This is a genomic window from Chloroflexus sp. MS-G (assembly GCF_000735195.1).
Lineage (GTDB): Bacteria > Chloroflexota > Chloroflexia > Chloroflexales > Chloroflexaceae > Chloroflexus.
Map to the genome: position 1 here is coordinate 53,718 of NZ_JPIM01000004.1, position 24,809 is coordinate 78,526.

A 24,809-nucleotide genomic window follows, 5' to 3' on the forward strand; every position below is an offset into this window, starting at 1 on the left:
GTGGTATGCAACCACTTGAGCTTCAAATTGACCACCGTGTCGTGGTGGCCGGGACAACTTTAGCGGAAAGTGCTCGCACACTGGTCGTGACACCTGCCCCTCAGCAGTTGGCAGCCGCTGCCCGTGGGCAACTTTTTGTGTTGTGTGAACCGATTGGTCCGGCTGAGCGTGCCGAGCATGCCTGTCGGGTCGTTACCCAACGTATCCGCCAGGTCTTTTATGAGAGTGATGCAACCAGTGTTGCATCCGCACTGCGACTGGCGATAGTTGCCGCTAATAAGGCGCTGTATCAAGACAATATGCGGTGTGCGCCTGCTCACCGCATGACTGTTGGGGTGACTGCAATTGCACGACTTGATGGCGATCTCTTTATCGCTCAGGTGCAACCGGCACAGGTCTTCTTACGGTGCTGTAACAAGCTTCGGGCTATTCCTCCCCATCCATCCTGGGAGCCAGGGCAAGTCAATGCCGCACAGCTTGCATTAAGCGGCGCGCTCGGCGCCAGTCTGTTCGTTGAACCCGAGTTCTTTCGAGCGGTATTACAGCCCGGTGATACGGTTCTCCTCAGTAATAGTGATTTGATCACGCGATTTGATTCACCGACGATGGCGGCGCTCCTTGCCCAGACTGATGTTGCAGCCATTCTGGATGCGGTGCAGTCGCGCATCGATCAGCTCGCGGAGATCGAATTACTGGCCTTCACCGTTCATGCGGCAGCATCACGTGCAGCATCTCTACCCCAGGCAGAGCATAGACATCAGTTTTTTCAGCGACCGAACCATAAACCGGTGCAGTCTGTTGCATCCCCTGAAACAAAGCCTGATCCACTTTTTACCTTACCATCACAACCGACGTATTCATCAAACCCGTCCCCCCGACCAGCACCGATTGATCTCGGTGAGTCGCTGGCCGAACGAGTAGCCCAGCAGCAGATGCCGCTGCCGCCATCGAGTATGTTAGGCGAAAATCCACCATCAGCACCGCCGATTGATCTGGGTGATACGTTTACCGATGCTCGTCCATACGGTCTGCGCCGCCCGCTCCGACCACCAGAAACCCTGACGTTGCTTGAACGACTGAGCTGGCCTCTCTTGGTGGTAAGCGATCTGATCCGCGAGTGGCGACGCGAGCGAGTATTGCGGCGGAAAGCCCTCACCGTGAGCAGTTATGTGCCCCGTGGTCGGGGTCTCACCTATCGCCGCACTGCTCCGCCATTTCCGTGGTCACTGATAGTAGTTACCATCTTAGTGGTGGGGATTGCTATTTTGTACGGGATCAACCTCTCGCAGCAGAATAACCTGCAACTGGCTACTGAATATCTGGTAGCCGCTGAAGAACGAGTAGCGGCAGTCCGTACAGCGCCTGATGAAACCGCCGCCCGTGAAGCATTGATCATTGCGCAACAGGCTATCGAAACGGCCCGCACTAGCCCTGAGATCACGACAACGAATCCAGGGTTATGGTTACGCTTTAGCGAACTCGAGCGTGAATACGAACGGTTATTAGCTGCTGTTGATCGCATCTCGTTCCTCGAACCTGTGTTACTGGCAACCCATCCGCTCCCCAACGGTGTTTTTAGCAGCGTTATTGTTCCACCTGCAACAAGTAGTGTTACGGATACGGCACGTCTGACCGCCCTGCGTTACCTGTATGCGTTAGATAGTGCCCCCAATGCTGCTCGTCTCTATCGGATTCCACGAGATGGTGGAGCGCCAGAACCGTATCTCGAACCAGGACAAATCGTAGGTGCCGCTGTAGTGGGTTCGTTGCGTGCCGCACTCTGGCGAATCGATCAGGTGGTCGCAATCGATCAAGCGTCAAACGGCTTCGGTTACTACTTTCGCCAGAATGACACGTGGAACTACTCGAAGTTGGGTGGTTCTGAGATATGGATCAACCCCGAACGTCTCGATGTTGAGGAGTATGCCGGTAATCTTTACGTTTGGGGTGTCCAGCCGGGCGAAGTATTGAAATTCTCGTCGGGGCGCTATGGCGACACACCTGAGTTCTGGCTTAACCCCAGTGTTACGCGCGATGCAGCCGTGCTCTCGGCGATTGATATGGCCGTTGATGGCAGTATCTATCTGCTCCAGAAAAACGGTACGGTGTTGGTCTTTAGTTTCGGTCAACAGGTAGGTCAGATCACGCCACGCAATGTCTCACCACCAATTGTCGAAGTGACTCGCTTTGTGATCACCGGTCCACCCGATGCGGGATACATATTTATGCTTGAACCAGTAAACGAGCGGATCTTGCAGATCGACAAACGTACTGGCGAGCTGATCCAGCAGTTACGAATACGAGTCGGGAACGATCTGAATCTGAGCCAATTGATGGCATTGAGCATTGATACCAGTAGTGCTCGTCCGATCCTCTACATTGCCAGTGGTGGTGACATCATGCGCGCTGAGTTGCCGCCACCACCGCGTAGTTTTCGTGAAGAAGCTCTGCGATGAAACAGTTTTTCCTTTGCTGCTGCCTGCTATTGCTGATCAGTGGCTGTAGTACGGTCAGCCTGGATGAAGATATTGGTTTAGGCGGAGTCACGCCTGAAGCAGTAGTAGAGAGCTTTCTCGAGGATTTCAACACAGCTCTGGCTGATCCGGCGCTTAGCGAGCCAACGGCCCGACAGGTGTGGGCTAACCGTCTGGCAAGCTATTTTGCGCCCAGCGAACGTGCCGATCAGCGTCTGGTCATGCGCGAAATGTTCGACAGCTTCGCTCGTAACAACCTCCAACCAGTACGTGGGAGTAAGGCTGAAGTGGTTATCACTTACGACCGTACCCGTGCGAATCGGATCGATGAAATGACGGCACTGGTTGAAGTAGTCAATGGGGTGATGACAGTACGCTGGCGTGATGCCGCAGGGAATGTCGTTTTTGAACGCAGCGGTGCCCTGCTGCGTCTGATCGGTCGCGAAGCAAATGGACTACCGGTTATTCGGGTCGATGGTCGCTGGTATTTAACCGAGGCTGGCTGAGAGCATGTCCATCTTGAGATGAACGGCGTATGGTCGCATCAACACGCTCTAGAGCTTCCTTTCTGCATCAACCGTGCCGTTTCCGTATCCCGACACTGAGGGCGTGTGACGGAGCACAGACATCACACGAAGTACGACATGCCGTGAGTTGCTGCCCAAAGTAGGCTGCCAGAAGCTGATGACGGCACCGCGCCTGGCGGGCATAATTGACTGCTGCTTCAATTCGTCGCTCTTGCCACTGTTGCGCCGTTGCTAGCCAGTGATCAATTCGATCACCGACATCAGGTGGCACAGGTAAACATTCGATGAGTGGCAATCGTAAGCCAGGACGATACAACAGTTGACCACTGGCCTGGGCTTCGAGCAGCACGGCTTCGATCTGTGGCACCGGAAGGTTGTATTGACGGGCAAGCATCACCAGATCAATTTCAACTGCTTCCTGCGGAAACTGTCTTAACCAGTCTGGTGTATGAAGATTAGCAGTGCGACGCTCGACGATAGCCGAGAGTGGCAGATCGAAATGACGGCGTAAAACACCGACCTGTTCGAGTACACTGATCCCTACTCGAACCAGTGTTTCACCGTCGCTACCCAATTGATCCTGCAAGGCATTGAGATCGATCACTCCTACCGGGTACTCGATCATCTTCCGAATATGCCGATACAGTTCGCGTAGCTTTGGGCGTGTAATCAAGGTAGACTGCAACCATTGGCGGAGGGTATTGGCATCACTCTCGCTGAAAAAAAGAATACAACGTGCCGGCCATCCATCACGTCCGGCGCGGCCTGCCTCTTGATAATAGGCTTCCAGCGAAGGCGGCAAATTGTAGTGAATAACCGCACGAATATCGGCTTTATCAACACCCATCCCGAAAGCGACTGTTGCCACTAACACCCGCGTCTTGCCATTCATGAATCGTTCCTGTACGGCTTCTCGATCAGGATGGAGGGCGTGGTAGTGGTCAGCAGCGATTCCGGCCAGGCGCAATTCACAGGCCAGCTCCTCGCATCGCTGACGGGCACGGGCGTAAATGATGATCGGGCCATTGATCTGCTGGCAAAGTTCAATCACACTGCGCACTCTCGACATGCCTGATCGTATCCGCACTACTTGAAAGAAGAGGTTAGGCCGGAAGATAGGGGCCTGGATAACATCGAGTGGCCCCAGCATGGTTTTAATGGCGTTGATCGTATCGGTCGCCGCAGTAGCCGTGACTGCTAGAACCGGTGGTGTTCCCAATTCGGTAATTGCCCGCCTGATGAACAGATAGTCGGGCCGAAAGTGCTGACCCCACAAACTGATACAGTGCGCTTCATCGATGACAAGCCGTGCTACTCCGCAGCGACGCAGCGCGTACAGAAAAGAACGCTGTCGTAATCGTTCTGGGGCGATGTAGACCAGTTTGTAAGTACCGGCTGCGATGGCCCGCAAGCGTTCACGCATTTCGTGTCCGCTCAACGTTGAATTGATGACAGTCGCACGTTGTTGCAGAGCTGGCGGTAGTCGGTCAAGCTGATCCTTCATCAATGCAATCAGTGGGCTGATGACAACCGTAGCTTGCGGTAGTAATTGCGCCGGTAGTTGGTATGTCAGAGATTTCCCGGCACCGGTCGGTAAGATAGCTAGCGTGGACTTGCCATGCAGGACACGTGCGATGATCTGTTGCTGGTAAGAACGGAATTTGCTGAAGCCGAAAACATCCCGCAATATGGTGGTGGCTTCAGGTGGCAACAATGGTTGGTGATGGTGTTGTTGATTTGACATAAGACATGTTTCGTTGCCGAAAGTTTGTTTTACCTTAGAGAGTTCGCATAGCGTTCTGGGCAGTGAATGTAGCATATCGAAACGAACATGCTATATATAAAACCGTTTGAGAGACAAAAAAGATACGCTTTCTTTTCACCACAGAGACCACGGAGATCACAGAGACTAAAGATAATTTTATCTTTCATTAAACATAGGGTTGTGTTCTTACATGTACCCAATAGCCAAAAATTATCCTTAATTATTCATAAATCTTAGACGCTCTGCGTGCTCTGTGTGCTCCATGGTGAGTTTTTGCAGTGGACTCTTAAATCAAATAATGTTCATCGCACGTGGCAGTTGTGCGCCGGTAAGATGCTGTCAAGATATGCAAAACTGAAATCGCTGAACATTCTGATAAGCATCAAGCGATACGTACCCGATGATCGTTGCTGCCTGGCAGAATGATTTGTGTTAACCAGCGGGCAATAATTCCGGCGACATCATCGGGGCGTTCCATCGGCAGCATATGACCGGCTTCGATCTCGGCAAAGGTGGCCTTGGGAACAACCCGATGGAGTCGTTGCCAGACCGAGTCAGTTATCAGATCAGAGCGTGTGCCGCGCACAATCAACAGCGGCAGCGTGAGACGGCGCAGATCACGCCAGGCGTCGATTGGTGAAGAGGCAAAGATATGCGATTCCCAGCGTTTCGGCCATGCCAGGGTATAACCCTGACCATGCGGATGCGGCCGCAGCCCACCGCTCAGGTATCCTTCGAGCGCCTCTGGAGTAAAATCGGCGAACACACCACGTCCACGCCAGCGTTGTCGAGCTTCATCGACGCTGGCGAAATGATCGCGGCGTCGTAATGCACCCTGGGCCAGCGGGAAGCGGTATCCCTGGCCACTCTGACGGAGAAGCCATATCAGCACCTGCAAGCGTCGCCGGAAGAGTACCGGATCGATCAGCACAATCCCTTGAAAAAGATCAGGGCGTGCCACGGCTGCATATAAGGTGAGAATACCCCCTAGCGAATGACCAATACCGATGACAGGTTCGCTGGTTACGGTCTGTAAGTCGGCGATCAGGTCAGCAGCCAAATCGCGCCATGTCCCTCCCGGCTGCGAATCCCCATCGACACGCAGCGGACGTGGCCGGTACCCAAGGATGCGCCCAAACGACGCAAGGCCGGCGGCGAGAGGGACATACGCTTCTGGCGGAAAGCCATTAGCAGGCGCGATATGGATGAGACGGGGGCCGGAACCCCCGAGCTCACAATATGGTGTAAGAGCGGTTTGTGTTGTCATAAGATACGTTGAAGGGCAACCGCGTTATATGAAGGGGCCGTGCGCGGTAATATCGGCGCACGGCACGCGCAACGTCCGAATGCCACCCTAATCATCGCGGCGGCGTGGTCGAGGTCGGTCAGCTTCACGACGCGGTCCACGTAACTCTTCGCGCAAACTGCGCGGTTCTTCACGGCCACCACGTTGTTCCTCGCGTGGACGAGGACGTGGTGCAGCGCCAGCAGCCTTGCGTTCTTCAGGTGTCTCACCGGTCAGAACGGCACGTCGGCTGAGGCTGATCTTCCCGGTGGCGCGATCAATATCGATGACCATCACATTGATCTCATCACCGAGTGAAACCACATCTTCCACATTCTCGACCCGCTTGTCATCGAGTTCTGAAACGTGAACCATGCCATCTTTGCCGGGCAAGATGTTAACAAACGCACCAAAGGGCTTAATACTCACCACCTTACCGAGAAAAATATCACCCACTTTGGCTTCGCGGGTCAATCCCTCAATCATACTGATAGCTTGTTTGGCGGCGGTGCCATCGGGTGCGGTAATAAAGACGCGGCCGTCATCTTCGATATCGATTTGGGCGCCGGTTGTATCACAGATATTGCGAATCGTCTTGCCGCCAGGCCCAATCAGGGCGCCAATCTTGTCAACCGGTATCTGAATGGTCATAATCCGTGGTGCATAGATCGACAACTCTGGCCGTGGCGTGCTAATCACCGCATTCATTTTATCGAGAATAAATAGGCGTCCGGCACGCGCCTGTGCAAACGCTTGCCGCATAATCTCGTAGGTGATTCCGGTCGTCTTGATATCCATTTGCAGCCCAGTAATACCCTTAGCGGTACCGGCTACTTTAAAGTCCATATCGCCGAGGGCATCTTCAATACCCTGAATATCCGTTAACACTTGCCAGCGCCCGCTCTCATCGGTGATCAAGCCCATTGCTACACCAGCGACAGGTGCCTTGATTGGAACACCAGCGTCCATCAAACTGAGCGACGAACCACACACCGAGGCCATCGATGAGGAGCCATTAGAAGAGAGTACTTCAGAAACCAGGCGGATCGTATACGGAAAATCCTTCTCATCGGGCAACACGGCGTACAACGAACGCTCTGCGAGAGCGCCATGGCCAATATCACGACGACGTGGCGTGCTTACCCGGCGTACTTCACCGGTACTAAACGGCGGGAAGTTGTAGTGATGGATATAGCGTTTGGCCGTCTCGATCCCAAGATCGTCCATCTTTTGCTCTTCACCGGGTGAACCGAGAGTTGTAATCGTCAGAACTTGGGTTTGACCACGGGTAAAGAGCGCCGAACCATGCACTCGTGGAATGAGGCCTACCTCGATGCTAATAGGACGGATCTCATCAATCCGACGACCATCTACCCGAATCCCCTCATCGAGAATCGCATTACGTACCTCGTCCTTGAGCAGCTTTTCAAAAGCTTTTGTTACCTCTTTGGTGCGGTTAGGGATTTCTTCTTCCGGTTCATCCGCAGTGAAGTGGGCAATCACCTCTGCCTTCAGGGCTTCGGTTTGGGCTTCACGCTCTTGCTTAACAGGACTACGCACCGCTTTGCGCAGGCGATCACCCATCCATGCACTGATTGCCTCTTCCAGCGAGGTATCGACCACCGGTGGGGTAAATGGACGCTTTGGTTTTCCACAGAGCTGCACGAGTTGCTCTTGCAAGTCGCAGATCTGCTTACAGACGGCATGGCCTTCGATAACGGCTTGCAGCATCTCGTCTTCGGTTAACTCGTAAGCACCAGCCTCAACCATCAACACAGCGTCCTTGGTACCGGCGACTACCAGATCGAGACGGCTGTTGGAGATCTCATTCATCTTCGGATTTACCACCAACTGACCGTTAAGATGCCCCATCTGTACCGCACCAACCGGACCGGCAAAGGGAATATCACTGATGCACAGCGCGGCTGATGCTGCGATAATTGACAGCGGGCCAGGGTCGTTCTCCATATCGATAGAGAACGTGGTAACGATCACCTGTACTTCGTTGTAAAAACCCTTGGGAAAGAGGGGGCGTAGCGGTCGGTCGGTAAGCCGGGCAGTGAGAATGGCGGTTGTTGTGGGGCGTCCTTCGCGCTTAAAGAAGTTACCGGGTATCTTGCCCACCGCATACATCTTCTCTTCGTAATCAACAGTCAGCGGGAAGAAATCGGTTCCTTCACGGACTTCTTTGGCGCACACTACGGTCGCCAACAGCATCGTATCACCGTAGCGAGCCACAACCGCGCCATCGGCCTGCTCGGCAAAACGTCCGGCTTCCAAGGTTAAGGTACGGCCAGCTATCTCTGTGCTCACCGTATAGATATTACGTTCTGTCATACGTTTTTACCACTCCTCTGTTTCGCACCTGATTGGGGCGCCCCTTGCGCCCTCTTGAAACGGATCCGATCGCCGCTTGCGACCGGGGCGCGGTGTTCGGTACTGGCGTATGGGCATACAAGTCATGCACATACGCCAATCCCGAACTGCCGCGCCTGACAATATGCAAAAAGCGCCTAGCGGCGGAGGCCGCTGGCGCTCTTTGTTGCTTATTTCACACGGACGAATACCCTTATCATACTAACGGCGCAGACCGAGCCGATTGATGACATTACGATAGCGTTCGCGATCCTTAGACTGCAAGTAGTTCAGCAGCCGCCGCCGACGCCCGACAAGTTTGAGTAGACCGCGACGTGAGTGGTGATCGTGAGTATGAACACGCAGATGTTCGATCAACTGGTTGATACGCTCGGTCAATAATGCCACTTGAACTTCGGGCGAACCGGTGTCAGATTCGTGAATCTGATAGTCGTTAATAATCTGTGATTTTTCTTCTTTTTCGAGCGCCACGAGCAATTCCTCCTCGCGTAATCGCGCACGGGCCGGCGCAGCCCGGCGTTCCTTATATTGGCTGCTATATTATAACATAGTTCGTGACGTTTTGCCAAATTATGTCGTGCTAGTAGGAGGTCAATGTTTTCAAGTTTTTGGTCATGTGTGCCAACGAACGTCTTTCACACCCTCATGACGCTCGCTGAGCCGTGTCGCTTGTCTGGGACCCACGTCTTGCAGTGGAATCGGTGCGGTCAACGCCCGCTTTAAAGGCATGCCATCGGGGCGGCCTCCAAACCCGCCCCTTCCGACGTAGTGCCAGGAATCGTCGGCGTGTCTTGCTCATTCCCATTGTGGACTGGTGAATCCATACTTTAGCAGTCCAAAGTTCGTGCCACCGACGCGATTGGCCCTCTTACCTTCCCCTTAGCAGTACAGCACAGCCTGGAGCCAGGAATATCTAGGCACGCTCTGAAATGCATGCTCGTGTTTACCTGGGAAAATCGCTTTGTATTGCTTCGGCGCAACGTTCGCCACTGAGCATCGCAGCGTTGATGCTACTCGCTTCGGTCAATTCACCGGCTAGGTAGAGACCACGTCGGGTTGTGCGGTTAGCGGGCAGTGTCTGATGCAAACCGGGAGGTTGAGGGAATTGAGCGAACGGAATGCGATCGACACGTAGTATGCGAGCATTTGCCAGCGCCGTCGTTGCTGCGCGGTCGTTGACGAACATGCGGTTCAGGTCCACCATTGTGCGGGCAATGACGGTACTGTCATCACTTTGGGGAACCCCGAGAATCGCCGCTGCATACAGGTGCCAGCCTTCTGGCGCATATCCTGGGGCAACTGCGCTTAAGGGGGCAAGTGTGTTGACAAAGGCATTTTGGTCAGCGTTCAGGAGGAGTTTTTTACCTCGATACAGTGGGGTACGAGTAGCCAACCAGACGCACGATGAACCGAGCTGACCGGTCGGCACCGGCAGTTGGCTCAGACGGGCCGTCTCAGGAGCAGGTGTCGCTAGTACTACCGCATCGGCTAATCGTTCACTCCCATCGTCCAGACGGACACCGATCACCGTGTCGGCATTGTGCAGCAGCGCAACGGCCCGTGTCCTAAGACGCACTCTCCCGGCTGTCAGTAGCTCGCTGCCTAATTGCTCGGCGATGGCGCCCATCCCACGATTTGGGACAACCGTTGCACCATCACTCATCATCTTGAAATTGAAGCGGAAGCACTTGGCACTGGTTTGTAACGAGCGGTCAAGGAAAATGCCACCAAAGAAAGGACGGAAAAAGCGATCAATCATCTGATCACTGAAGCCGAGTGCCCGCAATTCATCACTGGTGGTGCGGTCAGGACCGGCCAGTAGTTCATCTATCGTCTGGCGCCGCATGCGCAGCGATACTTGCAAGGTGCGTAGCTTATCACTGAAGGGGACAACCGGCGCCAGTACTGCTGCAAGGAGTGCACCTGGCTCGCGGTCACGAAGTGGATCGGTGAGCATGTAGTGTCGGCCTTGCCAGGCTACAATAGCTCCTGGATCGAAGGCGCGTAGATCAAGGGCAGTGAAATCGAGTTGTCGTTGTGCCGCAGGGTACGCGGTGAAAAGTACCTGAAACCCGCGGTCGAGGGTGAAGCCCTCAACCCGATCCGAGCGTACTCGCCCACCTAGACCATCGTCGGCTTCGATCAACGTGACCTCATATCCCTTGCGATGCAGTGTTCGTGCGCATACCAGGCCGGCTACTCCACCACCGATGACAAGTATCTGCATGAACTCCTTCCTTCTAGCTAGCGAAAGACGTTACCATATCGAGTATACTATGTTTCACAGCAAGCCTGCTCGCAAGGGAAAAGGGGGAACCAATGATCCACAACTTCAATCCCGGCCCGGCGGCCTTACCGCCCGAAGTAATTGCGCGTGTCCAGGCAGAATTGCCCGATTATCGCGGCTGTGGCATGTCGATCCTCGAGATAAGCCATCGGAGTAAGGAGTACGAAGCGGTTAACGCTACTGCCGAAGCTAATTTAAAAGCGTTGTTAGGCCTGGGTGACGAGTATCGAGTGCTCTTTATGCAGGGTGGCGCGTCGATGCAATTTGCGCTCATCCCGCTCAACTTTCTCGCCGCAGGTGCAACTGCTGCTTACATTATCACCGGTACATGGGGCGAAAAAGCTTACGAAGAGGCGCAACGGTTGGGTACGGTTCATCTGCTGGCCAGTACATCGTCTGATGGATACCGCAGTCTACCGACTGACGTCTCAGAGCCTGATTCGCAGGTCGCTTACCTGCACCTGACCACAAATGAGACGATTCAGGGTGTGCAATGGCCGGCGGAACTTCCCGATTTTGGTGCAGTGCCGCTCATTGCCGATATGAGCAGTGATTTTCTCTCGCGCCCCTTTACCGCTAACCGATTTGCACTGATGTACGCCGGTGCGCAAAAGAATCTAGGACCGGCTGGGGTGACGGTTGTGGTTATTCGCCAGGACATGATCGAGCGAGGGCGCAAAGATTTGCCGGTGATTATGCGCTATGCAACCTTTGCTAAAAACAACTCGCTCTATAATACACCACCGGTTTTTGCTGTCTACATGGTCAATCTGGTGTTGGAGTGGATAAAGGATCAGGGTGGTCTATCGGCAATGGCCGAACGCAATGCGCAGAAAGCTGCACTCGTCTATGCTGCGATTGATGATAGTGATGGTTTCTACAGAGGCCATGCAGTACCAGCGGCGCGTTCGCTGATGAATGTAACCTTCCGCCTTGCTACCCCTGAGTTGGAAAAGCAATTTCTGGCCGAAGCTCAGAAAGCCGGGATGGTTGGTCTGGCCGGTCATCGTTCGGTTGGCGGGATACGAGCATCGCTCTACAATGCGGTATCGCTTGAATCGGCCAGGGTATTAGCCGACTTTATGCGCGAGTTTGCACGACGGTATGGATGAGTTTCCCTACGCAGCGGCGATCACCTTTGTGCCGGTAACCAACTTGCAGGCGAGTGCAGTCTGTTATGGGACTGCGCTCGGTTTGCCGCTCGTGCTTGATCAGGGCGGGATTCATATCTATCGAGTGGCACGGGGTGGGTATCTTGGGTTATGTCAACAATTGGCGCCACCGATTGCTGATGATCGTTTGATCTTGACGATTGTCAGCGCGGATGTTGATACAATCTATCAGCGGCTGATTACTGTTGGGATAGCCACTGATGGCCCGCCCCGCGAGAATCCACGTTACCGGATTTATCATTTCTTTGCCCGCGATCCTGACGGTTATCGGCTGGAGGTACAACGATTTTTGCATCCGTTTGATACCACCTAGGGGGAACGTGACACGTTCATTGCTCTCTAGATCGCTCATCGCTGTCATTCTAGCAGACTGCAAGCGGGTTGATCAGAGCGCATACCACTGTGACCTGGGATTGCGAGGCTCTGGCTGGTGTCCTGACGTAAGCGAGTGGACCCCCGTCTGATTGAGTTTCTGCCAATGCGCTGCTAGAAGTCACGGTGCTGGGCATTCAGGAACTGTGCCTTTCCTCTAATACTAATCCTGTTTGTGTAAACCGAGTATCATCCTGTCCACGTTGCTGGTGTCCTCCCTTCCCCTCGCAATCTCCCCGCAAGCGGGGGGATGGCGGAATGAGTAACGACTTGATTCACGAGCGGCGGGTTCCCAACCCGCTTTTTTCAGGCACCGGAACAAACACATACAATACTCAGGTTATAATGCGCCTGCACGATTGCCGGTTGTGTCTGGCAGTCGCTTTCGACATAACCATCGTAGCATAGGCATTGTATGCGTGTTGTGATGCTTTCAAAGGCCGTGGTTGCCGGTGCCTACCAGCGCAAGTTGGAGGAGATTGCACGGCTCGGCGTAGAATTAACCGTGCTGGCGCCAACCGGCTGGCGTGAACCACGGGTTGGATTGATACCGCTTGAGCGTCGTTTCACGAGCGGTTACACCCTACTGACGCTGCCAATTGTCTGGAATGGACATCATCATATTCACTTTTATCTGGGGCTACGTCCGCTGCTCAATCGGTTACGTCCACAGGTGTTTCACATTGATGAAGAGAGTTTTAATCTGGCTACGTTTCTGGCCATGCGAGCAGGTGTGGCGATTGGTGCACGTTGCTGTTTCTACAATTGGGCAAACATCGACCGCCGCTATCCCCCTCCATTCTCTTGGTTTGAACGGTACAACTTGCGTCACGCATCACATGCGATTGCCGGTAATCAAGAGGCAGCAGCAATTTTGCGGCGGCACGGCTATCGCGGTCCGCTAAGTGTCATTCCCCAGTTTGGGGTTGATCCGAACTTGTTCGCTCCGTCCGATGCCATTCGTCAACAAGATACCTTCACTATCGGTTACGTCGGGCGTCTGGTTCCAGAAAAGGGGGTTGCCGATCTGGTGAGGGTTCTGGCCGATTTACCGGCGCAGGCCCGTTTGCGGCTAGTTGGTGATGGGAGTGAACAACCGCGTTTGCTGCGACTGGCAACTGATATAGGGGTTCGGGAGCGGATCGACATACAGCCAGCGGTGAGCAGCACCGCCGTCCCAGACGTTATGCGCCAGCTTGATGTACTGGTGTTACCATCGCGCACACAATCGAACTGGAAAGAGCAGTTTGGGCGGGTACTGATCGAAGCAATGAGCTGTGGTGTCCCGGTTGTTGGTTCGACGTGTGGTGAAATTCCACAGGTGATCGGTGATGCTGGGATTGTCTTCCCTGAGGGTGATCTGGCTGCATTGCGTACCGCTCTGCTGCGATTGATGGATGATGACAGGTTGCGTACCGAGTTGGCGCAGCGTGGAAGGCAGCGGGTCCTGGCTGAGTTTACACAGGCAGCAATTGCCCGGCGCCATGTGGCAGTCTATCAGGCGATGGTGAATGATAGTGGCTAAGTGTCTATCCAGAATACCCTGTTGCAGAAGAAGATTCGGTTGGGGCACAGCGCTGCTCGTACATCTATCAGGTTTCGTCCGTCGGATCGTGAGAAACGGAAAGGGAAGCGAAGCCAACGGGGTAGTACGCACGTTCATCATGATAGTGAACGGTAGATAGTGCATCCCGCAGCCATTGTATATAGCAGGTTGAAACAAGAATAGGAGTTACCCATGTCGGTTAAATCTGATCGCTGGATCCGCCGGATGGCTCTGGAACATGGGATGATTGAGCCGTTTGTCGATCATCAGGTCCGCCGGGGAGTCATCTCGTATGGCTTGACCTCGTATGGGTATGATATGCGGGTCACCAACCACTTCAAAGTGTTCACCAACGTCTATAATGCTTTAGTCGATCCCAAACGATTTGACCCGCGTTCGTTCGTCGATATTCAGGCCGATTATGTCGATATTCCGCCCAACTCGTTTGCGTTGGCGCAATCGCTCGAATACTTTCGGATCCCTCGGAGCGTATGTTGCATTGTGATCGGTAAATCGTCGTATGCGCGTTGTGGAATCATCATCAACGTGACTCCGCTCGAACCGGAATGGGAAGGGCATGTCACGATTGAGATCAGCAACACCACGCCACTGCCAGCACGCATTTACGCCAACGAGGGTATCGGTCAGGTCTTGTTCCTGGAAAGCGATGAACTATGCGAGATTTCGTATGCCGACAAGAAGGGGAAGTATCAGGGACAGACAGGCATTGTCTTACCGCGGATCGATCCATAACGTGGTGTGCAAGCCGTTGTGGCAAACCGCAACGGCTTGCACAGGCGACGACAGCTATACTTCCATGACCATTGGTAACACCATAGGACGGCGACGAGTCTCGCGGTAGAGGAATTCGCTGACCACGTCGCGAATCTTGCGGTTGATGTAGGCCGCATCGAACGAAGGATTACCCCCGTTTTTGTTAGTTAATGCAGCACGTACCGTCTCTTTTGTCGCCTCAATCAGGTCTTGACTCTGGCGCATATAGACAAACCCGCGCGAGACCACGTCTGGCCCGGCCACGAGTTGACCGGTCGCGCTATCGATGCTCACCACCACGATCAACATGCCATCTTTCGCCAGTAACTGGCGGTCACGGACGACCACATTACCAACATCGCCAACGGTTGTGCCATCAACGTAGATATACCCGACCGGCGCCTTACCGGTAATCTTGCCAAAGCCGGGTGAAAACTCCATGATCGATCCGCCTTCAGCCAGCAGAACATGCTCACTATTGGGGACTGCACCCACCGTCATTGCCAGTTTGCGGTAGAGCATCAGATGGCGGTAGTCCCCGTGGAACGGCACAATAAAGCTGGGGCGGAGCAAGGCCAGGATCAGTTTGAGTTCCTCTTGGGCGGCGTGTCCGGAAACGTGAACCCTGGCTTCAGGGCCGTAGATCACCTCAGCACCGAGCTTGAAGAGGTTATTGATGACCTTATTAACGCTTACCTCATTGCCGGGAATCGGCGTGGCCGATAACACCACCGTATCACCGGGCTTAATCTTGACATGCGGGTAATCGCGGTTGGCCATGCGGTTGAGGGCCGACATTGGCTCACCCTGACTACCGGTACACACAATTGCGATCTCTTCATCGGCGTAAGCTGCCATTTCATGAGGCCGGATCATCGTGCTTTCATCGGCACGCAGATACCCTAGCTCGAACGCAATACGAGCATTGGTTTCCATACTACGACCGGCCAGCATTACTTTACGCCCATACGCTTCCGCCGAGTCGATCACCTGTTGCACCCGACTGATATTTGAGGCGAACGTTGCCACAATAATGCGCCCAGGAGCGGTGGCAAAGATGTTATCAAAAGCTTCACCGACCGTTGCTTCGCTGGGGGTATAGCCTTTCGACTCAACGCGCACACAGTCGGTAATGAGGACCAAAGGCTTTCGGTTGCCAAGTTCAGCAATCTTTTCCAGATCGGTTGGGCGCCCATCAACCGGTGTATGATCGAGTTTCCAGTCGGTGAGATAGATAAGCAGACCGGCCGGTGTCGTGATTGCAAAGCCAACCGTATCGGGGATCGAGTGCGCGATATGAAACGCCTCGACGGTGAAGCAACCAACCTGGAACGGTTCACGTTCTGTAATTAAGACGGTTTTCACCTTATCTTGTAAACGATGTTCGCGCAATCGGTTACTGAGCAGCCCAAGGGTCAACCTGGTGCCGTACACGGGGGGAAAGCCCAGGTCGGCGATCAGATGTGGTACTGCGCCGATGTGGTCTTCGTGACCGTGCGTGATCAGAATCCCGCGAATGTGGTCAGTCTTCTCGCGTAAATAGGTGATGTCGGGCAACACGAGGTCAACGCCGAGCATGTCGGCATCGGGAAACATGACACCGCAGTCGAGAATGACGATGTCATCGCCATACTCAACCACCCACATGTTCCGGCCGACTTCTCCGGCGCCACCGAGTGGAATCACACGGAGACGTTGTTTGGCCATAGGTTCCTACCAGGGTCGGTTGAACACGACCCCCTACTCCTTTCTGTTTTGTTCGTTTCATTCAGCGAGCGCATGTCATATGCGCCTTGCCATAACCGTATGTTGACAGGGCCTGCATGACCCTGACATGCCCATCCGAATGCTACCCTAACGGTATACCTGTGGTTGCTGTGGTTGCCGAGGATTGGCTGGTGACCATTGCCTGTTCAATCGCTTGCAACAATTCTGCACGCCGTTCTATCCCCGGTCCAATCAGCAATCGTTGCCGGCCATGCATCTGTCGGTGAAGCCAGCGGTGAAGCGGATTTTTTAACGTATCTACCGGATCATACCGACACACAATCACAACCGCTTCATCGGCTGCGACCGGTTGTGGTTGAATAGCGAGAATATTATGCCAGTGATAGCACAAGCGAAATCCCAGCGTCTGATACTCCAGGCCCTCGTTGGTTAAACGAAAGGTTGCATCCCATTCGGCGATCAAGTTCCAGAGCAGCAGTGGTGTAGCAACGATCAATACCAGCATCAGCAATGCTGGCACAGCCTGTTCAATCGCGGGTGGCTGGGTGAATACCTGTTGCAGATCGAACCAGAAAACCGCGGGATGCAGACGCAATCGTAGTGTGCTGGCAATGCTCCACACTGCGAAAACCCAAAGGATCATTGCCACAATAATCATCAACAAATTGTCTCGCCGTCCAATCGGCGAAAGGCGGTAACACTGTGACATCGCTTCGTCGCACACAAGCGACTTGCGGCCAATGCTCAGAAGAGACGGAGCTGCTCGGGCGGCTCGTCGGCCTGGGGAGAGAGGAACGAAGCCTGCTTATGGAGACGTTCGGCTTCGGCCAGAATCTCAGGCAGACGACGAAAATCGGCTTCCAACAATGGCCGGTTTTGGGGCTGGTGGAGCGCAGCAGCCGGATGGATCATTGGCACGATCAGTCTGCCGTTGACAAGACGTGGTTGACCGTGGATGCGCGAAATCCGCTCACCAGGTAGAAACAGGCCCATCGAAAAGCGGCCCAGCGTCACAATCACTGCCGGATCAATGGCCGCAATCTGGCGCATCAAAAATAATTTAGTACATGTCGCAATTTCGTCTGGTTCGGGATCACGATTCTGCGGCGGACGACACTTCACAACGTTCGCAATATATACTTCATCGCGCCGCAACCCAGCCATCGCCAACAGATCGTTCAGGAATTGGCCGGAGGGACCAACAAACGGCCGACCCTGCCGGTCTTCGTGGTATCCGGGTCCTTCACCGATCAACATAATCCGTGCATTGGCTGGCCCTTCACCGGGCACTGCACGGGTGCGTCCTTTATGCAAATTACATGCGGTGCAGCTCTGCACTTCTTGTGCAATTGCAAATAGTGTATTTTCGGCTGTCACACGCTTACCTTCGCATATTTAGCTTTACCAGTTTATATTATAACATATCATTGCCCCACGCCAATCCCTGGAATTGCCGTGACGTGGATATGTCACCACGGAGATCACAGAGGACACAGAGTATTTCTTCTGGGGGTACCCAATTGGGCAGTAAACGAGAGCGCCTGTGCCCCCTCAGCAAGTAAGCGGGAAGTGGCAGATATGCCTCATTTTGTGATACACTACCTCTCACAAAAGCTCTGTCTGATAGGAATACTGTTCATGACCAGACGTTCGTCTTCGACTCAGCCGCCGTTGGATGCCGATTCGCCGCGATGGCAGCTCAACCGGGCGGCGCTGACAGCAGCGATAGCATTCCTTCTCGATGCGTCAAATCTGCTTGAATTACGTGCCAGGCTGACAACCGTTCGTCAGCGGCTCGCCGATCCGAACGATCCACTCCATGCCCCTGATGGCCAGGCAGTTCTCTTTTTACCCGAGGTGCTGCTGGCCGAGCTGGATCAGGTTGCTACGGCACAAACATTAGAGCGGGCACGGTATTATGTCCAACGCTTGCAACGTGCGCTCGATGGCCCGCGCTTTGCACCAGCCAGTGACATCGATTTACATCGCTGGAAAGAATATGATGACATTCTGACCGATAGTCTCTGGCTGATCGAGCGTCGTGATAGCTCTGGAGTGCATCGTGCCGATTACTGGGGCAATTTCGTGCCTCAGATTCCTCATCAATTTATCCGGCGCTACACCCGACCTGGTGAATGGGTCCTCGATCCATTTGCCGGATCAGGAACAACGTTGATCGAAGCACGGCGGCTCGGTCGCCATGCATTGGGGGTAGAATTGCAACCGGCGATGGTGCAGCATGTGCAGGAATTACTGGCTACCGAGCCTACCCCACACGCGACGGTGGCGGCGATTGAACAGGGCGATAGCCTGACCGTTGATTTTGCCGATCTGCTCGCACGCCACGGGGCGCGGAGTGTGCAACTGGTCTTCCTGCATCCACCGTACTACGACATTATTCGCTTTAGCGATGACCCGCGCGATTTGTCAAATGCACCGAGTATTGAAGCATTTCTCGACCGATTGGTATCCCTGACCAGGCGGGTAGCTACTGTCCTTGACCACGAGCGCTATCTGGTGTTGGTGATTGGTGACATCTACCGCCATGGGGAATGGTATCCACTCGGCTTTTACGCGATGGAAGCGATTAAGGCTTGCGGTTTTCGACTGAAGAGTATTATTGTTAAGAACTTTACCAGCACTCTGGGGAAGCGGGGGAGCGCGGAACTCTGGCGCTATCGGGCACTGGCAGGCGGTTTCTATGTCTTCAAGCACGAATATATCTTTCTGCTGTGTCGGCGCTGAGTGTTGTCGTGGAGGGGGACAATGACCAGATATAGTGTAATTATTCCAACGCTTAACGAAGCTGATCAGATCACCACATGTATCCAGGCGGTACGTCAGCTCGATCCAGACGTTGAGGTGATTGTGGCCGATGGTGGTAGCCGAGATCAGACGCCAGCCTTAGCGCAGGCAAGCGGAGCGCGGGTCGTCGCAGCACCACGTGGACGTGGTGTACAGCTTAATGCCGGAGCTGCTGTTGCGAGCGGTGACATCTTCGTTTTTTTGCATGCCGATACCCGATTACCGGCACAGGCATTCACGCTCCTTACACACATATTTGCCGATCCACACGTGCAGATTGCGAAATTTCGGCTTTCGTTCGACGACAACAACTGCTTGCTGGCGCTGGTCGCTCGGTTCATGTGGTTTGACTCGCTGCTCACCAGTTATGGCGATCAGTGTATGGTGATCCGCCGCGAACTCTTCACCGCGTTGGGTGGGTTTCCTGACTGGCCACTCTTTGAAGATGTGGAACTCTTTCGTCGGGCACGGGCGGTAACACCCATTTATGTTGTACCGGCGCAAGTTGTTACCTCGGCGCGTCGCTTCCGCACGAATGGCATTGTGCGTCAGCTGCTGCACGATTTCTGGTTGTGGTGGCAATATCTGATCGGGGTATCGCCCCATGTGATTGCTCGCCAATACCGATGAAAGGTTGCAGGGCGCTCTTGAAGACCTTTGAGCACGGGATTGATGAGTCGGTGTACAATGAAATAGAAACAATAATGCCGTGGAGCGCTTGATTATGACGTATACCTCTTTTCAGTCGATTGACGAACTGCAAGCGGCACTGGCAGCCCATGCCTATATTGCCGACCGTGCCTTAACGACCGCGATCTTTCTTGCCCTGAAGCTTAATAAACCGCTTTTGCTCGAAGGTGAAGCCGGTGTTGGTAAAACCGAGATTGCCAAGACCCTGGCTCGTATGCAGGGACGCGAGTTGATCCGTTTGCAATGCTACGAAGGGCTTGACGTCAATACGACCATTTATGAGTGGAATTATGCCCGGCAGATGCTTCAGATTCGACTGTTAGAAGCGCAGGGAGCGGCGCAAAATACCGCTGCCCAGCAGAGTATTTTTGGCCCAGAGTTTTTGATCAAGCGTCCACTGCTCCAGGCAATTGAGGCACGCGGCGATCAACCGCCAATTTTGCTGATTGATGAACTCGACCGCGCCGACGAAGAGTTCGAGGCCTTCTTGCTGGAATTGCTTTCCGATTGGCAAATCTCGATCCCAGAAATCGGAACTATTCGGGCCGAGGTACCGCCGACGGTGATCATTACCTCGAACCGTACACGTGAAGTGCACGATGCGTTGAAGCGACGCTGCCTCTTCTACTGGGTGGATTATCCGACTCTGGATAAAGAGATTCAGATCGTCAAGGCGCGGGTTCCCGGCGCCAGTGAGCGGTTGGCGCGCCAGGTGGTATTGGTCGTTCAGGAGCTGCGGCGCATGGATCTCTACAAACTGCCTGGTGTGGCCGAGACGCTCGATTGGGTGACGGCGCTGGTTGCGCTTGATCAAACTGAGTTGACACCGCAGGCAGTGGAGGATACACTGGGAGCCATCTTGAAGTATCAAGATGACATTGCCCAGGTGCGGGGGCAACGTCTGAATGAATTGCTCAAACGGGCCAGTGTGGGTGTTTCATGAGTACCGAGATTGATGTCGCCGCTACGCTCGCTGCGTTGCGGGATGAAGTTCGTGCCCGACGTGCGGCATTGCCGACTGCCGAACCAACACCGGCTGAGCGTGAATTGCAGCGGGTGGTTGAAGAGCTGGAATATACGCGAGTGGTTAGTGCACATTGGCCACTCGAAGGTCGCAATGTGTTTGAGCAGGTCGTAGCCTTTGTGAACAAGGTCGTGCGGCGCTATTTACGCTGGTATATTAACCCGATTGTTGAGCAACAGAACGCCTTTAACGATACGGCCACCCGTGCCATTCGCCTGCTGGTAGCCGAGAATGCGGCTTTGCGCGCCGAATTGGCCGCTTTGCGTGCACAAATGCAGCAATCTCCCCCCTTATCATGAGTCGTATTCTCATTTGTGCAACACAGGTACCGTTTGTACGGGGTGGCGCCGAATATCTGGTTGAAAGTCTGCGCGACGAATTGCGGCAGCGTGGACATACCGTTGATGTCGTTGCTCTTCCCTTTCAGTGGCATCCGGTTGAACGTATCATCGATAGTGCACTTGCCTGGCGCTTGATCGATGTCAGCCATGTCAATGGCGAAGCGGTGGATCTGGTGATCGCCACGAAGTTCCCTTCGTACCTGATCCGCCATCCGCGCAAAGTGCTCTGGCTGGTACACCAGCATCGGCAGGCCTACGACTGGTACGGTACGCCGTTGAGCGATTTTGATGGTTCGCCATCCCATCGCGCTATTCGTGAACAAATCTTTCGGATTGATGAACGCGCCTTGCGTGAATGTCGGGCTCGCTATACGATCTCGCGCAATGTGAGTCGGCGGCTCGAACGTTTTAACGGTCTGAGTAGCACACCACTCTACCCGCCGAGCCGCTACGCCGGACGTTTGTGGGCGGGGTCGTATGACGATTACATTCTTTCGCCCGCTCGCCTTGATCGAGCCAAACGCATTGACCTGCTCTTAGCTGCACTGACACACACTTCCACAGCAGTACGGGCCATCATTGTTGGTACTGGCCCCGACCGTGAACGCCTGCAACGTCTTGCTGCCGACTACGGGCTAGGTGAACGAGTCTGCTTCCGTGGTTTTGTGTCTGATGATGAATTGATCGACCTTTACGCGCATGCCCGTGCCGTGTACTACGCACCGGTTGATGAAGACTATGGCTTTGCGACGGTCGAGGCGTTTGGCGCCAGTCGTCCGGTGATTACAACCGACGATGCAGGCGGTGTGTTAGAGTTTGTACGCCATAACGAAAATGGCCTTATTTCCCTGCCCGATCCGGTAGCGATAGCCGCTCATCTTGACCTGCTAGCCAGCGATCCAGCAACTGCGGCGCGGCTGGGTGCTGCCGGTCATCCTCTAATTGCTGATATTACGTGGGATCGGGTGGTGAGGGCCTTATTGGCGGAATAACAGCCAATCGTTTCCGAACATCGCTGCGGCCTGCGCCTAGCGACTACCCTCTCTCACGAACCGCTGTCGCATCTGTAGCGGGTGGGCAACCGTTCGCCACCTCCGTCCGCTGTACTGCATCCCTCTGTAGAACTGACCAACGTGCTATACTGCCTTCAGACAGAAGGAAAGGGGTATGGTACAGATACGATTCTATCGTCGTTTTACCGCATTTCTCGCGATCTACTTGTGCTGTTACACGCTCGTGGCCTGCGTTGCATTGACAGCCCAACCATCACCGACGGTCACGCCTGTTGACCTACCGGCGACACCGATGCCGACACCGGTAACAGCCACTGCCTTGCTGCAAGATGCGTTGGCTGCGGTTGAAATCGGTGATGACGAGACGGCTGCGAACCTGCTGAGTCAGGTGGTACAACTCTTTCCAGGTGCACCTGAAACGAATACTGCTCGTTTGCTCCTGGCCCGTTCATTTGCTGATCGAGGCCGCTGGACATCGACCGTGGAAGTGTTACGACCATTGTTACAAAACCCAGCCACGCCGACGTATGCACCAGCCCTGTTTCTAACGGCGCGTGCCCACGAGGCTGCCGGGATGCACGAGGCGGCAGTTGCGACCTATGCTCAATACGAAGCGTTGAACACACCACTGGCACCGTATGCGGCAATCCGTGCGGCCGCGCAGTTGAAAGTATTGAATCGGCTTGTTGAAGCCGAAGCAAGCTATGTACGAGCGGCAAACGGTGAGCTGGCTGCCGGGCAGCGGGCTGCCGCTTACGAACAGGCAATGGCGCTGGCTATCGATCAGGGTCGATCAGAGACGGCTCTCATGTATGCACAGGCAATCCTCTCCTTCGCCAGCCAGTCTGATTACCGGGCACGCATTCTCGTGCGAGCTGCCGATCTGTATGCTGCCGCCGGTGATGTGACCAGAGCCAATGCGCTTCGCCGTGAGGCGCTAGCTGCTTTTGCCGGCCCAGAGACGGTAGCGGTAGTCGATGCACTTCGGGCAACTGGTGATATGTTGCTCGATCCCTTCGCTGCTGCTCAGGCGTACCGTTCTGTAGAGCGATGGAATGATGTAATTGCCATGCTCGATCTGGCCATCGCAAACGCGCAAAATCCGGCTGAAGCGCTCCGTCAACGTGGGCTGGCCCGGCGGGCACTGGGTGATTTCAATGGCGCCCTGAGCGATCTGGCCGCAGCCCGTGACCAGGCACCGGATAGCGATACTGGTCGTCAGGCGGCGCTAGACTGGATTCAAACCTATGGTCAAAGTGGCGCCGTGGCAGAGGCAGCCGCTCTCTACCAACAGTACGCTAGCGAGCGACCGGATGATCCGCGTGCACCCGTTGCGCTCGACCGGGCTGCTCAGTTGTACGACCGGCTGGGTGACAACGTTGCAGCGACAACGATTCGTCTCACGTTGGCTCAGCAGTACCCCACCACGACTCTCGGTATCGCGGCTTTGCATCGTGTGGCTTTGCAGCGCTTCGACCGTGGCGATCTTGCCGGTGCTGGTGAATTGTGGCGTATGCTGGCTGAACGAGGACAGGGGATCGGTCAGGCGCTGGGGGCTTTCTGGGCCGGTCGGGTAGCCCGACAATTGGGGCAAGAGGGGGCAACTACTCTCTTTCAACAGGTGTTGCAGGCAGCTCCGGAGAGCTACTACGCGGCGCGTGCGGCGGAAGAGCTGAACGCAGTACCAGTGGGTACGATACCCATCGATGCACCGATCAGCGATGATGACTGGAGTGCAGCTATCGTCTGGATACAGCACTGGTCAGACGATGAAGCCGATCCAATGCTAGCCGGTGTGGCCGAACGGGCACGGCTATTGCGTGAAGTGGGATTGTACAGCGAAGCACAGGGCGAATGGCTCGATGGTCTGCGGCGGGCAGGCGAAACACCTATCAGTCTGTTAGAGCTGGCCCGCTATGCCTATCAGGAAAAGATGATCTATCCGGCGTTGCTAGCCGCTGAACGCATTGCCAGACTGGCTCCTGCGGAGGCTGGTCCTCTCCCACTCGCCCTGCAGCGGCTCCGTTTTCCAACCCCGTATGCTGCCATTGTGCGACGTGAGGCCGGTCGTTTTAGTGTCGATCCACTGCTCTTGTATGCGCTTATCCGGCAGGAGAGTCTGTTTAACCCACGGGCAACATCGTGGGTAGGTGCACGTGGGCTGACGCAGGTCATGCCCGATACCGGTCGGGGTATTGCTCAGAATCTCGGTATCAGTGAGTTCGACCTCGATGATCTCTACCGACCATACCTCAGCATTCGCTTTGGCGCCTTCTACCTTGGGCGGCGAATCGGTGACATGAGCGGCAGTCTGCACGGTGCGCTGGCTGCATACAATGGCGGTTTAGGGAATGCGCAGCGCTGGGCTGGTGGCAATCTTGTTGCCGACCCGGATCGGTTTGTCGAAACAATTGATTTTAGCGAAACACGCCATTATGTGTGGGCGGTCTATGCGTTCTACGGTGTGTATCGTGGATTATACGCTTCATGATCTCAGAGCATGGTCGAAAACCTGGGCTTTATGGCATCTCTAGAATGGTGCGGGGAACGGCCCCCCTCACCTACCCCCCGGCCCCCTTCCTCTCCCGCACTGCGGGAGAGGAAGGGGGAGGGTGCATCCTCACTTTCGC

The 24,809-nt window shown here is 54.7% G+C and carries 20 protein-coding genes; 12 read left to right on the plus strand and 8 right to left on the minus strand.

Annotated features, from left to right (window positions below; translation table 11 throughout):
- The first annotated feature begins 5 nt into the window (after positions 1 to 5).
- Together JE47_RS0101460 and JE47_RS0101465 are read left to right on the plus strand one after the other, a co-directional pair.
- Positions 6 to 2,456 (plus strand): hypothetical protein, encoded by a 2,451-nt coding sequence (locus JE47_RS0101460; protein ID WP_031458060.1) that lies wholly within the window; start codon positions 6 to 8, stop codon positions 2,454 to 2,456.
- Positions 2,453 to 2,980: a hypothetical protein gene (locus tag JE47_RS0101465; protein WP_031458061.1), complete on the plus strand. Its 528-nt coding sequence runs from the start codon at positions 2,453 to 2,455 to the stop codon at positions 2,978 to 2,980. The genes JE47_RS0101460 and JE47_RS0101465 overlap by 4 nt, the downstream gene beginning before the upstream one ends.
- 67 nt (positions 2,981 to 3,047) lie before the next feature.
- On the opposite strand, the gene JE47_RS0101470 is transcribed toward JE47_RS0101465, so the two are convergent.
- From JE47_RS0101470 to JE47_RS0101490, 5 genes are all read right to left on the minus strand, one after another.
- A complete protein-coding gene (locus JE47_RS0101470) occupies positions 3,048 to 4,745 on the minus strand; it encodes a RecQ family ATP-dependent DNA helicase (RefSeq protein ID WP_031458062.1) in 1,698 nt (565 codons plus the stop codon).
- Between the two features lie 403 nt (positions 4,746 to 5,148).
- Complete coding sequence (locus tag JE47_RS0101475; protein WP_051871042.1) at positions 5,149 to 6,033, minus strand: alpha/beta fold hydrolase; 885 nt, start codon at positions 6,031 to 6,033, stop codon at positions 5,149 to 5,151.
- An 87-nt stretch (positions 6,034 to 6,120) separates the two neighbouring features.
- Positions 6,121 to 8,388 carry a polyribonucleotide nucleotidyltransferase gene (gene pnp, locus JE47_RS0101480; protein ID WP_031458064.1) on the minus strand — a complete coding sequence of 756 codons (2,268 nt, stop codon included), beginning with the start codon at positions 8,386 to 8,388 and terminating at the stop codon, positions 6,121 to 6,123.
- 240 nt (positions 8,389 to 8,628) lie between these two features.
- Positions 8,629 to 8,898 carry a 30S ribosomal protein S15 gene (gene rpsO, locus JE47_RS0101485; RefSeq protein ID WP_028458446.1) on the minus strand — a complete coding sequence of 90 codons (270 nt, stop codon included), beginning with the start codon at positions 8,896 to 8,898 and terminating at the stop codon, positions 8,629 to 8,631.
- Positions 8,899 to 9,370: 472 nt separating this feature from the next.
- Positions 9,371 to 10,654: an NAD(P)/FAD-dependent oxidoreductase gene (locus JE47_RS0101490; RefSeq protein WP_031458065.1), complete on the minus strand. Its 1,284-nt coding sequence runs from the start codon at positions 10,652 to 10,654 to the stop codon at positions 9,371 to 9,373.
- 92 nt (positions 10,655 to 10,746) lie between these two features.
- Between JE47_RS0101490 and serC the strand changes: the two genes are divergently transcribed.
- From serC to dcd, 4 genes are all read left to right on the plus strand, one after another.
- Positions 10,747 to 11,826 carry a 3-phosphoserine/phosphohydroxythreonine transaminase gene (serC, locus tag JE47_RS0101495; RefSeq protein ID WP_031458066.1) on the plus strand — a complete coding sequence of 360 codons (1,080 nt, stop codon included), beginning with the start codon at positions 10,747 to 10,749 and terminating at the stop codon, positions 11,824 to 11,826.
- Positions 11,819 to 12,199, plus strand: coding sequence for a VOC family protein (locus tag JE47_RS0101500; RefSeq protein ID WP_031458067.1), 381 nt, complete (start codon positions 11,819 to 11,821; stop codon positions 12,197 to 12,199). The genes serC and JE47_RS0101500 overlap by 8 nt, the downstream gene beginning before the upstream one ends.
- Before the next feature lie 474 nt (positions 12,200 to 12,673).
- Positions 12,674 to 13,783 (plus strand): glycosyltransferase family 4 protein, encoded by a 1,110-nt coding sequence (locus JE47_RS0101505; protein ID WP_031458068.1) that lies wholly within the window; start codon positions 12,674 to 12,676, stop codon positions 13,781 to 13,783.
- A gap of 213 nt (positions 13,784 to 13,996) precedes the next feature.
- Positions 13,997 to 14,557 (plus strand): dCTP deaminase, encoded by a 561-nt coding sequence (gene dcd, locus JE47_RS0101510; protein WP_031458069.1) that lies wholly within the window; start codon positions 13,997 to 13,999, stop codon positions 14,555 to 14,557.
- A 54-nt stretch (positions 14,558 to 14,611) separates the two neighbouring features.
- Here dcd and JE47_RS0101515 read toward each other — a convergent pair whose 3' ends face one another.
- From JE47_RS0101515 to JE47_RS0101525, 3 genes are all read right to left on the minus strand, one after another.
- The gene (locus tag JE47_RS0101515) at positions 14,612 to 16,285 is read right to left on the minus strand and encodes a ribonuclease J (protein ID WP_031458070.1); all 1,674 of its coding nucleotides are present in this window, start codon (positions 16,283 to 16,285) and stop codon (positions 14,612 to 14,614) included.
- Positions 16,286 to 16,427: 142 nt separating this feature from the next.
- Positions 16,428 to 17,015 carry a hypothetical protein gene (locus JE47_RS0101520; protein WP_031458071.1) on the minus strand — a complete coding sequence of 196 codons (588 nt, stop codon included), beginning with the start codon at positions 17,013 to 17,015 and terminating at the stop codon, positions 16,428 to 16,430.
- Between the two features lie 35 nt (positions 17,016 to 17,050).
- Positions 17,051 to 17,683 (minus strand): uracil-DNA glycosylase, encoded by a 633-nt coding sequence (locus tag JE47_RS0101525; protein WP_031458072.1) that lies wholly within the window; start codon positions 17,681 to 17,683, stop codon positions 17,051 to 17,053.
- A gap of 261 nt (positions 17,684 to 17,944) precedes the next feature.
- On the opposite strand from JE47_RS0101525, the gene JE47_RS0101530 reads away from it, so the two are divergent.
- The 6 genes from JE47_RS0101530 to JE47_RS0101555 all read left to right on the plus strand — a co-directional run bounded on the left by JE47_RS0101530 (position 17,945) and on the right by JE47_RS0101555 (position 24,670).
- Entirely contained in the window at positions 17,945 to 19,051 is a 1,107-nt protein-coding gene (locus tag JE47_RS0101530; protein ID WP_031458073.1) for a TRM11 family SAM-dependent methyltransferase, read from the plus strand.
- Between the two features lie 21 nt (positions 19,052 to 19,072).
- On the plus strand, positions 19,073 to 19,741 hold the full coding sequence (locus tag JE47_RS0101535; RefSeq protein WP_031458074.1) for a TIGR04283 family arsenosugar biosynthesis glycosyltransferase: 669 nt from the start codon (positions 19,073 to 19,075) through the stop codon (positions 19,739 to 19,741).
- A gap of 94 nt (positions 19,742 to 19,835) precedes the next feature.
- The gene (locus tag JE47_RS0101540) at positions 19,836 to 20,744 is read left to right on the plus strand and encodes an AAA family ATPase (RefSeq protein ID WP_028458457.1); all 909 of its coding nucleotides are present in this window, start codon (positions 19,836 to 19,838) and stop codon (positions 20,742 to 20,744) included.
- Complete coding sequence (locus tag JE47_RS0101545) at positions 20,741 to 21,124, plus strand: hypothetical protein (RefSeq protein WP_031458075.1); 384 nt, start codon at positions 20,741 to 20,743, stop codon at positions 21,122 to 21,124. Before JE47_RS0101540 ends, JE47_RS0101545 begins: the two co-directional genes overlap by 4 nt.
- Positions 21,121 to 22,158 carry a glycosyltransferase family 4 protein gene (locus JE47_RS0101550; RefSeq protein WP_031458076.1) on the plus strand — a complete coding sequence of 346 codons (1,038 nt, stop codon included), beginning with the start codon at positions 21,121 to 21,123 and terminating at the stop codon, positions 22,156 to 22,158. Before JE47_RS0101545 ends, JE47_RS0101550 begins: the two co-directional genes overlap by 4 nt.
- Positions 22,159 to 22,333: 175 nt before the next feature.
- The gene (locus tag JE47_RS0101555; protein WP_031458077.1) at positions 22,334 to 24,670 is read left to right on the plus strand and encodes a lytic transglycosylase domain-containing protein; all 2,337 of its coding nucleotides are present in this window, start codon (positions 22,334 to 22,336) and stop codon (positions 24,668 to 24,670) included.
- The last annotated feature ends 139 nt before the right edge of the window (positions 24,671 to 24,809 follow it).

Excerpts from the sequence above, each read along its gene's own strand:
- JE47_RS0101460 (WP_031458060.1), top strand. The coding sequence starts at position 6 with ATGCAACCACTTGAGCTTCAAATTGACCACCGTGTCGTGGTGGCCGGG.
- JE47_RS0101550 (WP_031458076.1), top strand. The coding sequence starts at position 21,121 with ATGAGTCGTATTCTCATTTGTGCAACACAGGTACCGTTTGTACGGGGT.
- JE47_RS0101520 (WP_031458071.1), bottom strand. The coding sequence starts at position 17,015 with ATGTCACAGTGTTACCGCCTTTCGCCGATTGGACGGCGAGACAATTTG.
- serC (WP_031458066.1), top strand. The coding sequence starts at position 10,747 with ATGATCCACAACTTCAATCCCGGCCCGGCGGCCTTACCGCCCGAAGTA.
- JE47_RS0101515 (WP_031458070.1), bottom strand. The coding sequence starts at position 16,285 with ATGGCCAAACAACGTCTCCGTGTGATTCCACTCGGTGGCGCCGGAGAA.
- JE47_RS0101500 (WP_031458067.1), top strand. The coding sequence starts at position 11,819 with ATGGATGAGTTTCCCTACGCAGCGGCGATCACCTTTGTGCCGGTAACC.
- JE47_RS0101530 (WP_031458073.1), top strand. The coding sequence starts at position 17,945 with ATGACCAGACGTTCGTCTTCGACTCAGCCGCCGTTGGATGCCGATTCG.
- JE47_RS0101555 (WP_031458077.1), top strand. The coding sequence starts at position 22,334 with ATGGTACAGATACGATTCTATCGTCGTTTTACCGCATTTCTCGCGATC.
- JE47_RS0101535 (WP_031458074.1), top strand. The coding sequence starts at position 19,073 with ATGACCAGATATAGTGTAATTATTCCAACGCTTAACGAAGCTGATCAG.
- JE47_RS0101545 (WP_031458075.1), top strand. The coding sequence starts at position 20,741 with ATGAGTACCGAGATTGATGTCGCCGCTACGCTCGCTGCGTTGCGGGAT.
- pnp (WP_031458064.1), bottom strand. The coding sequence starts at position 8,388 with ATGACAGAACGTAATATCTATACGGTGAGCACAGAGATAGCTGGCCGT.
- JE47_RS0101490 (WP_031458065.1), bottom strand. The coding sequence starts at position 10,654 with ATGCAGATACTTGTCATCGGTGGTGGAGTAGCCGGCCTGGTATGCGCA.
- dcd (WP_031458069.1), top strand. The coding sequence starts at position 13,997 with ATGTCGGTTAAATCTGATCGCTGGATCCGCCGGATGGCTCTGGAACAT.
- JE47_RS0101505 (WP_031458068.1), top strand. The coding sequence starts at position 12,674 with ATGCGTGTTGTGATGCTTTCAAAGGCCGTGGTTGCCGGTGCCTACCAG.
- JE47_RS0101540 (WP_028458457.1), top strand. The coding sequence starts at position 19,836 with ATGACGTATACCTCTTTTCAGTCGATTGACGAACTGCAAGCGGCACTG.
- JE47_RS0101465 (WP_031458061.1), top strand. The coding sequence starts at position 2,453 with ATGAAACAGTTTTTCCTTTGCTGCTGCCTGCTATTGCTGATCAGTGGC.
- JE47_RS0101475 (WP_051871042.1), bottom strand. The coding sequence starts at position 6,033 with ATGACAACACAAACCGCTCTTACACCATATTGTGAGCTCGGGGGTTCC.
- JE47_RS0101470 (WP_031458062.1), bottom strand. The coding sequence starts at position 4,745 with ATGTCAAATCAACAACACCATCACCAACCATTGTTGCCACCTGAAGCC.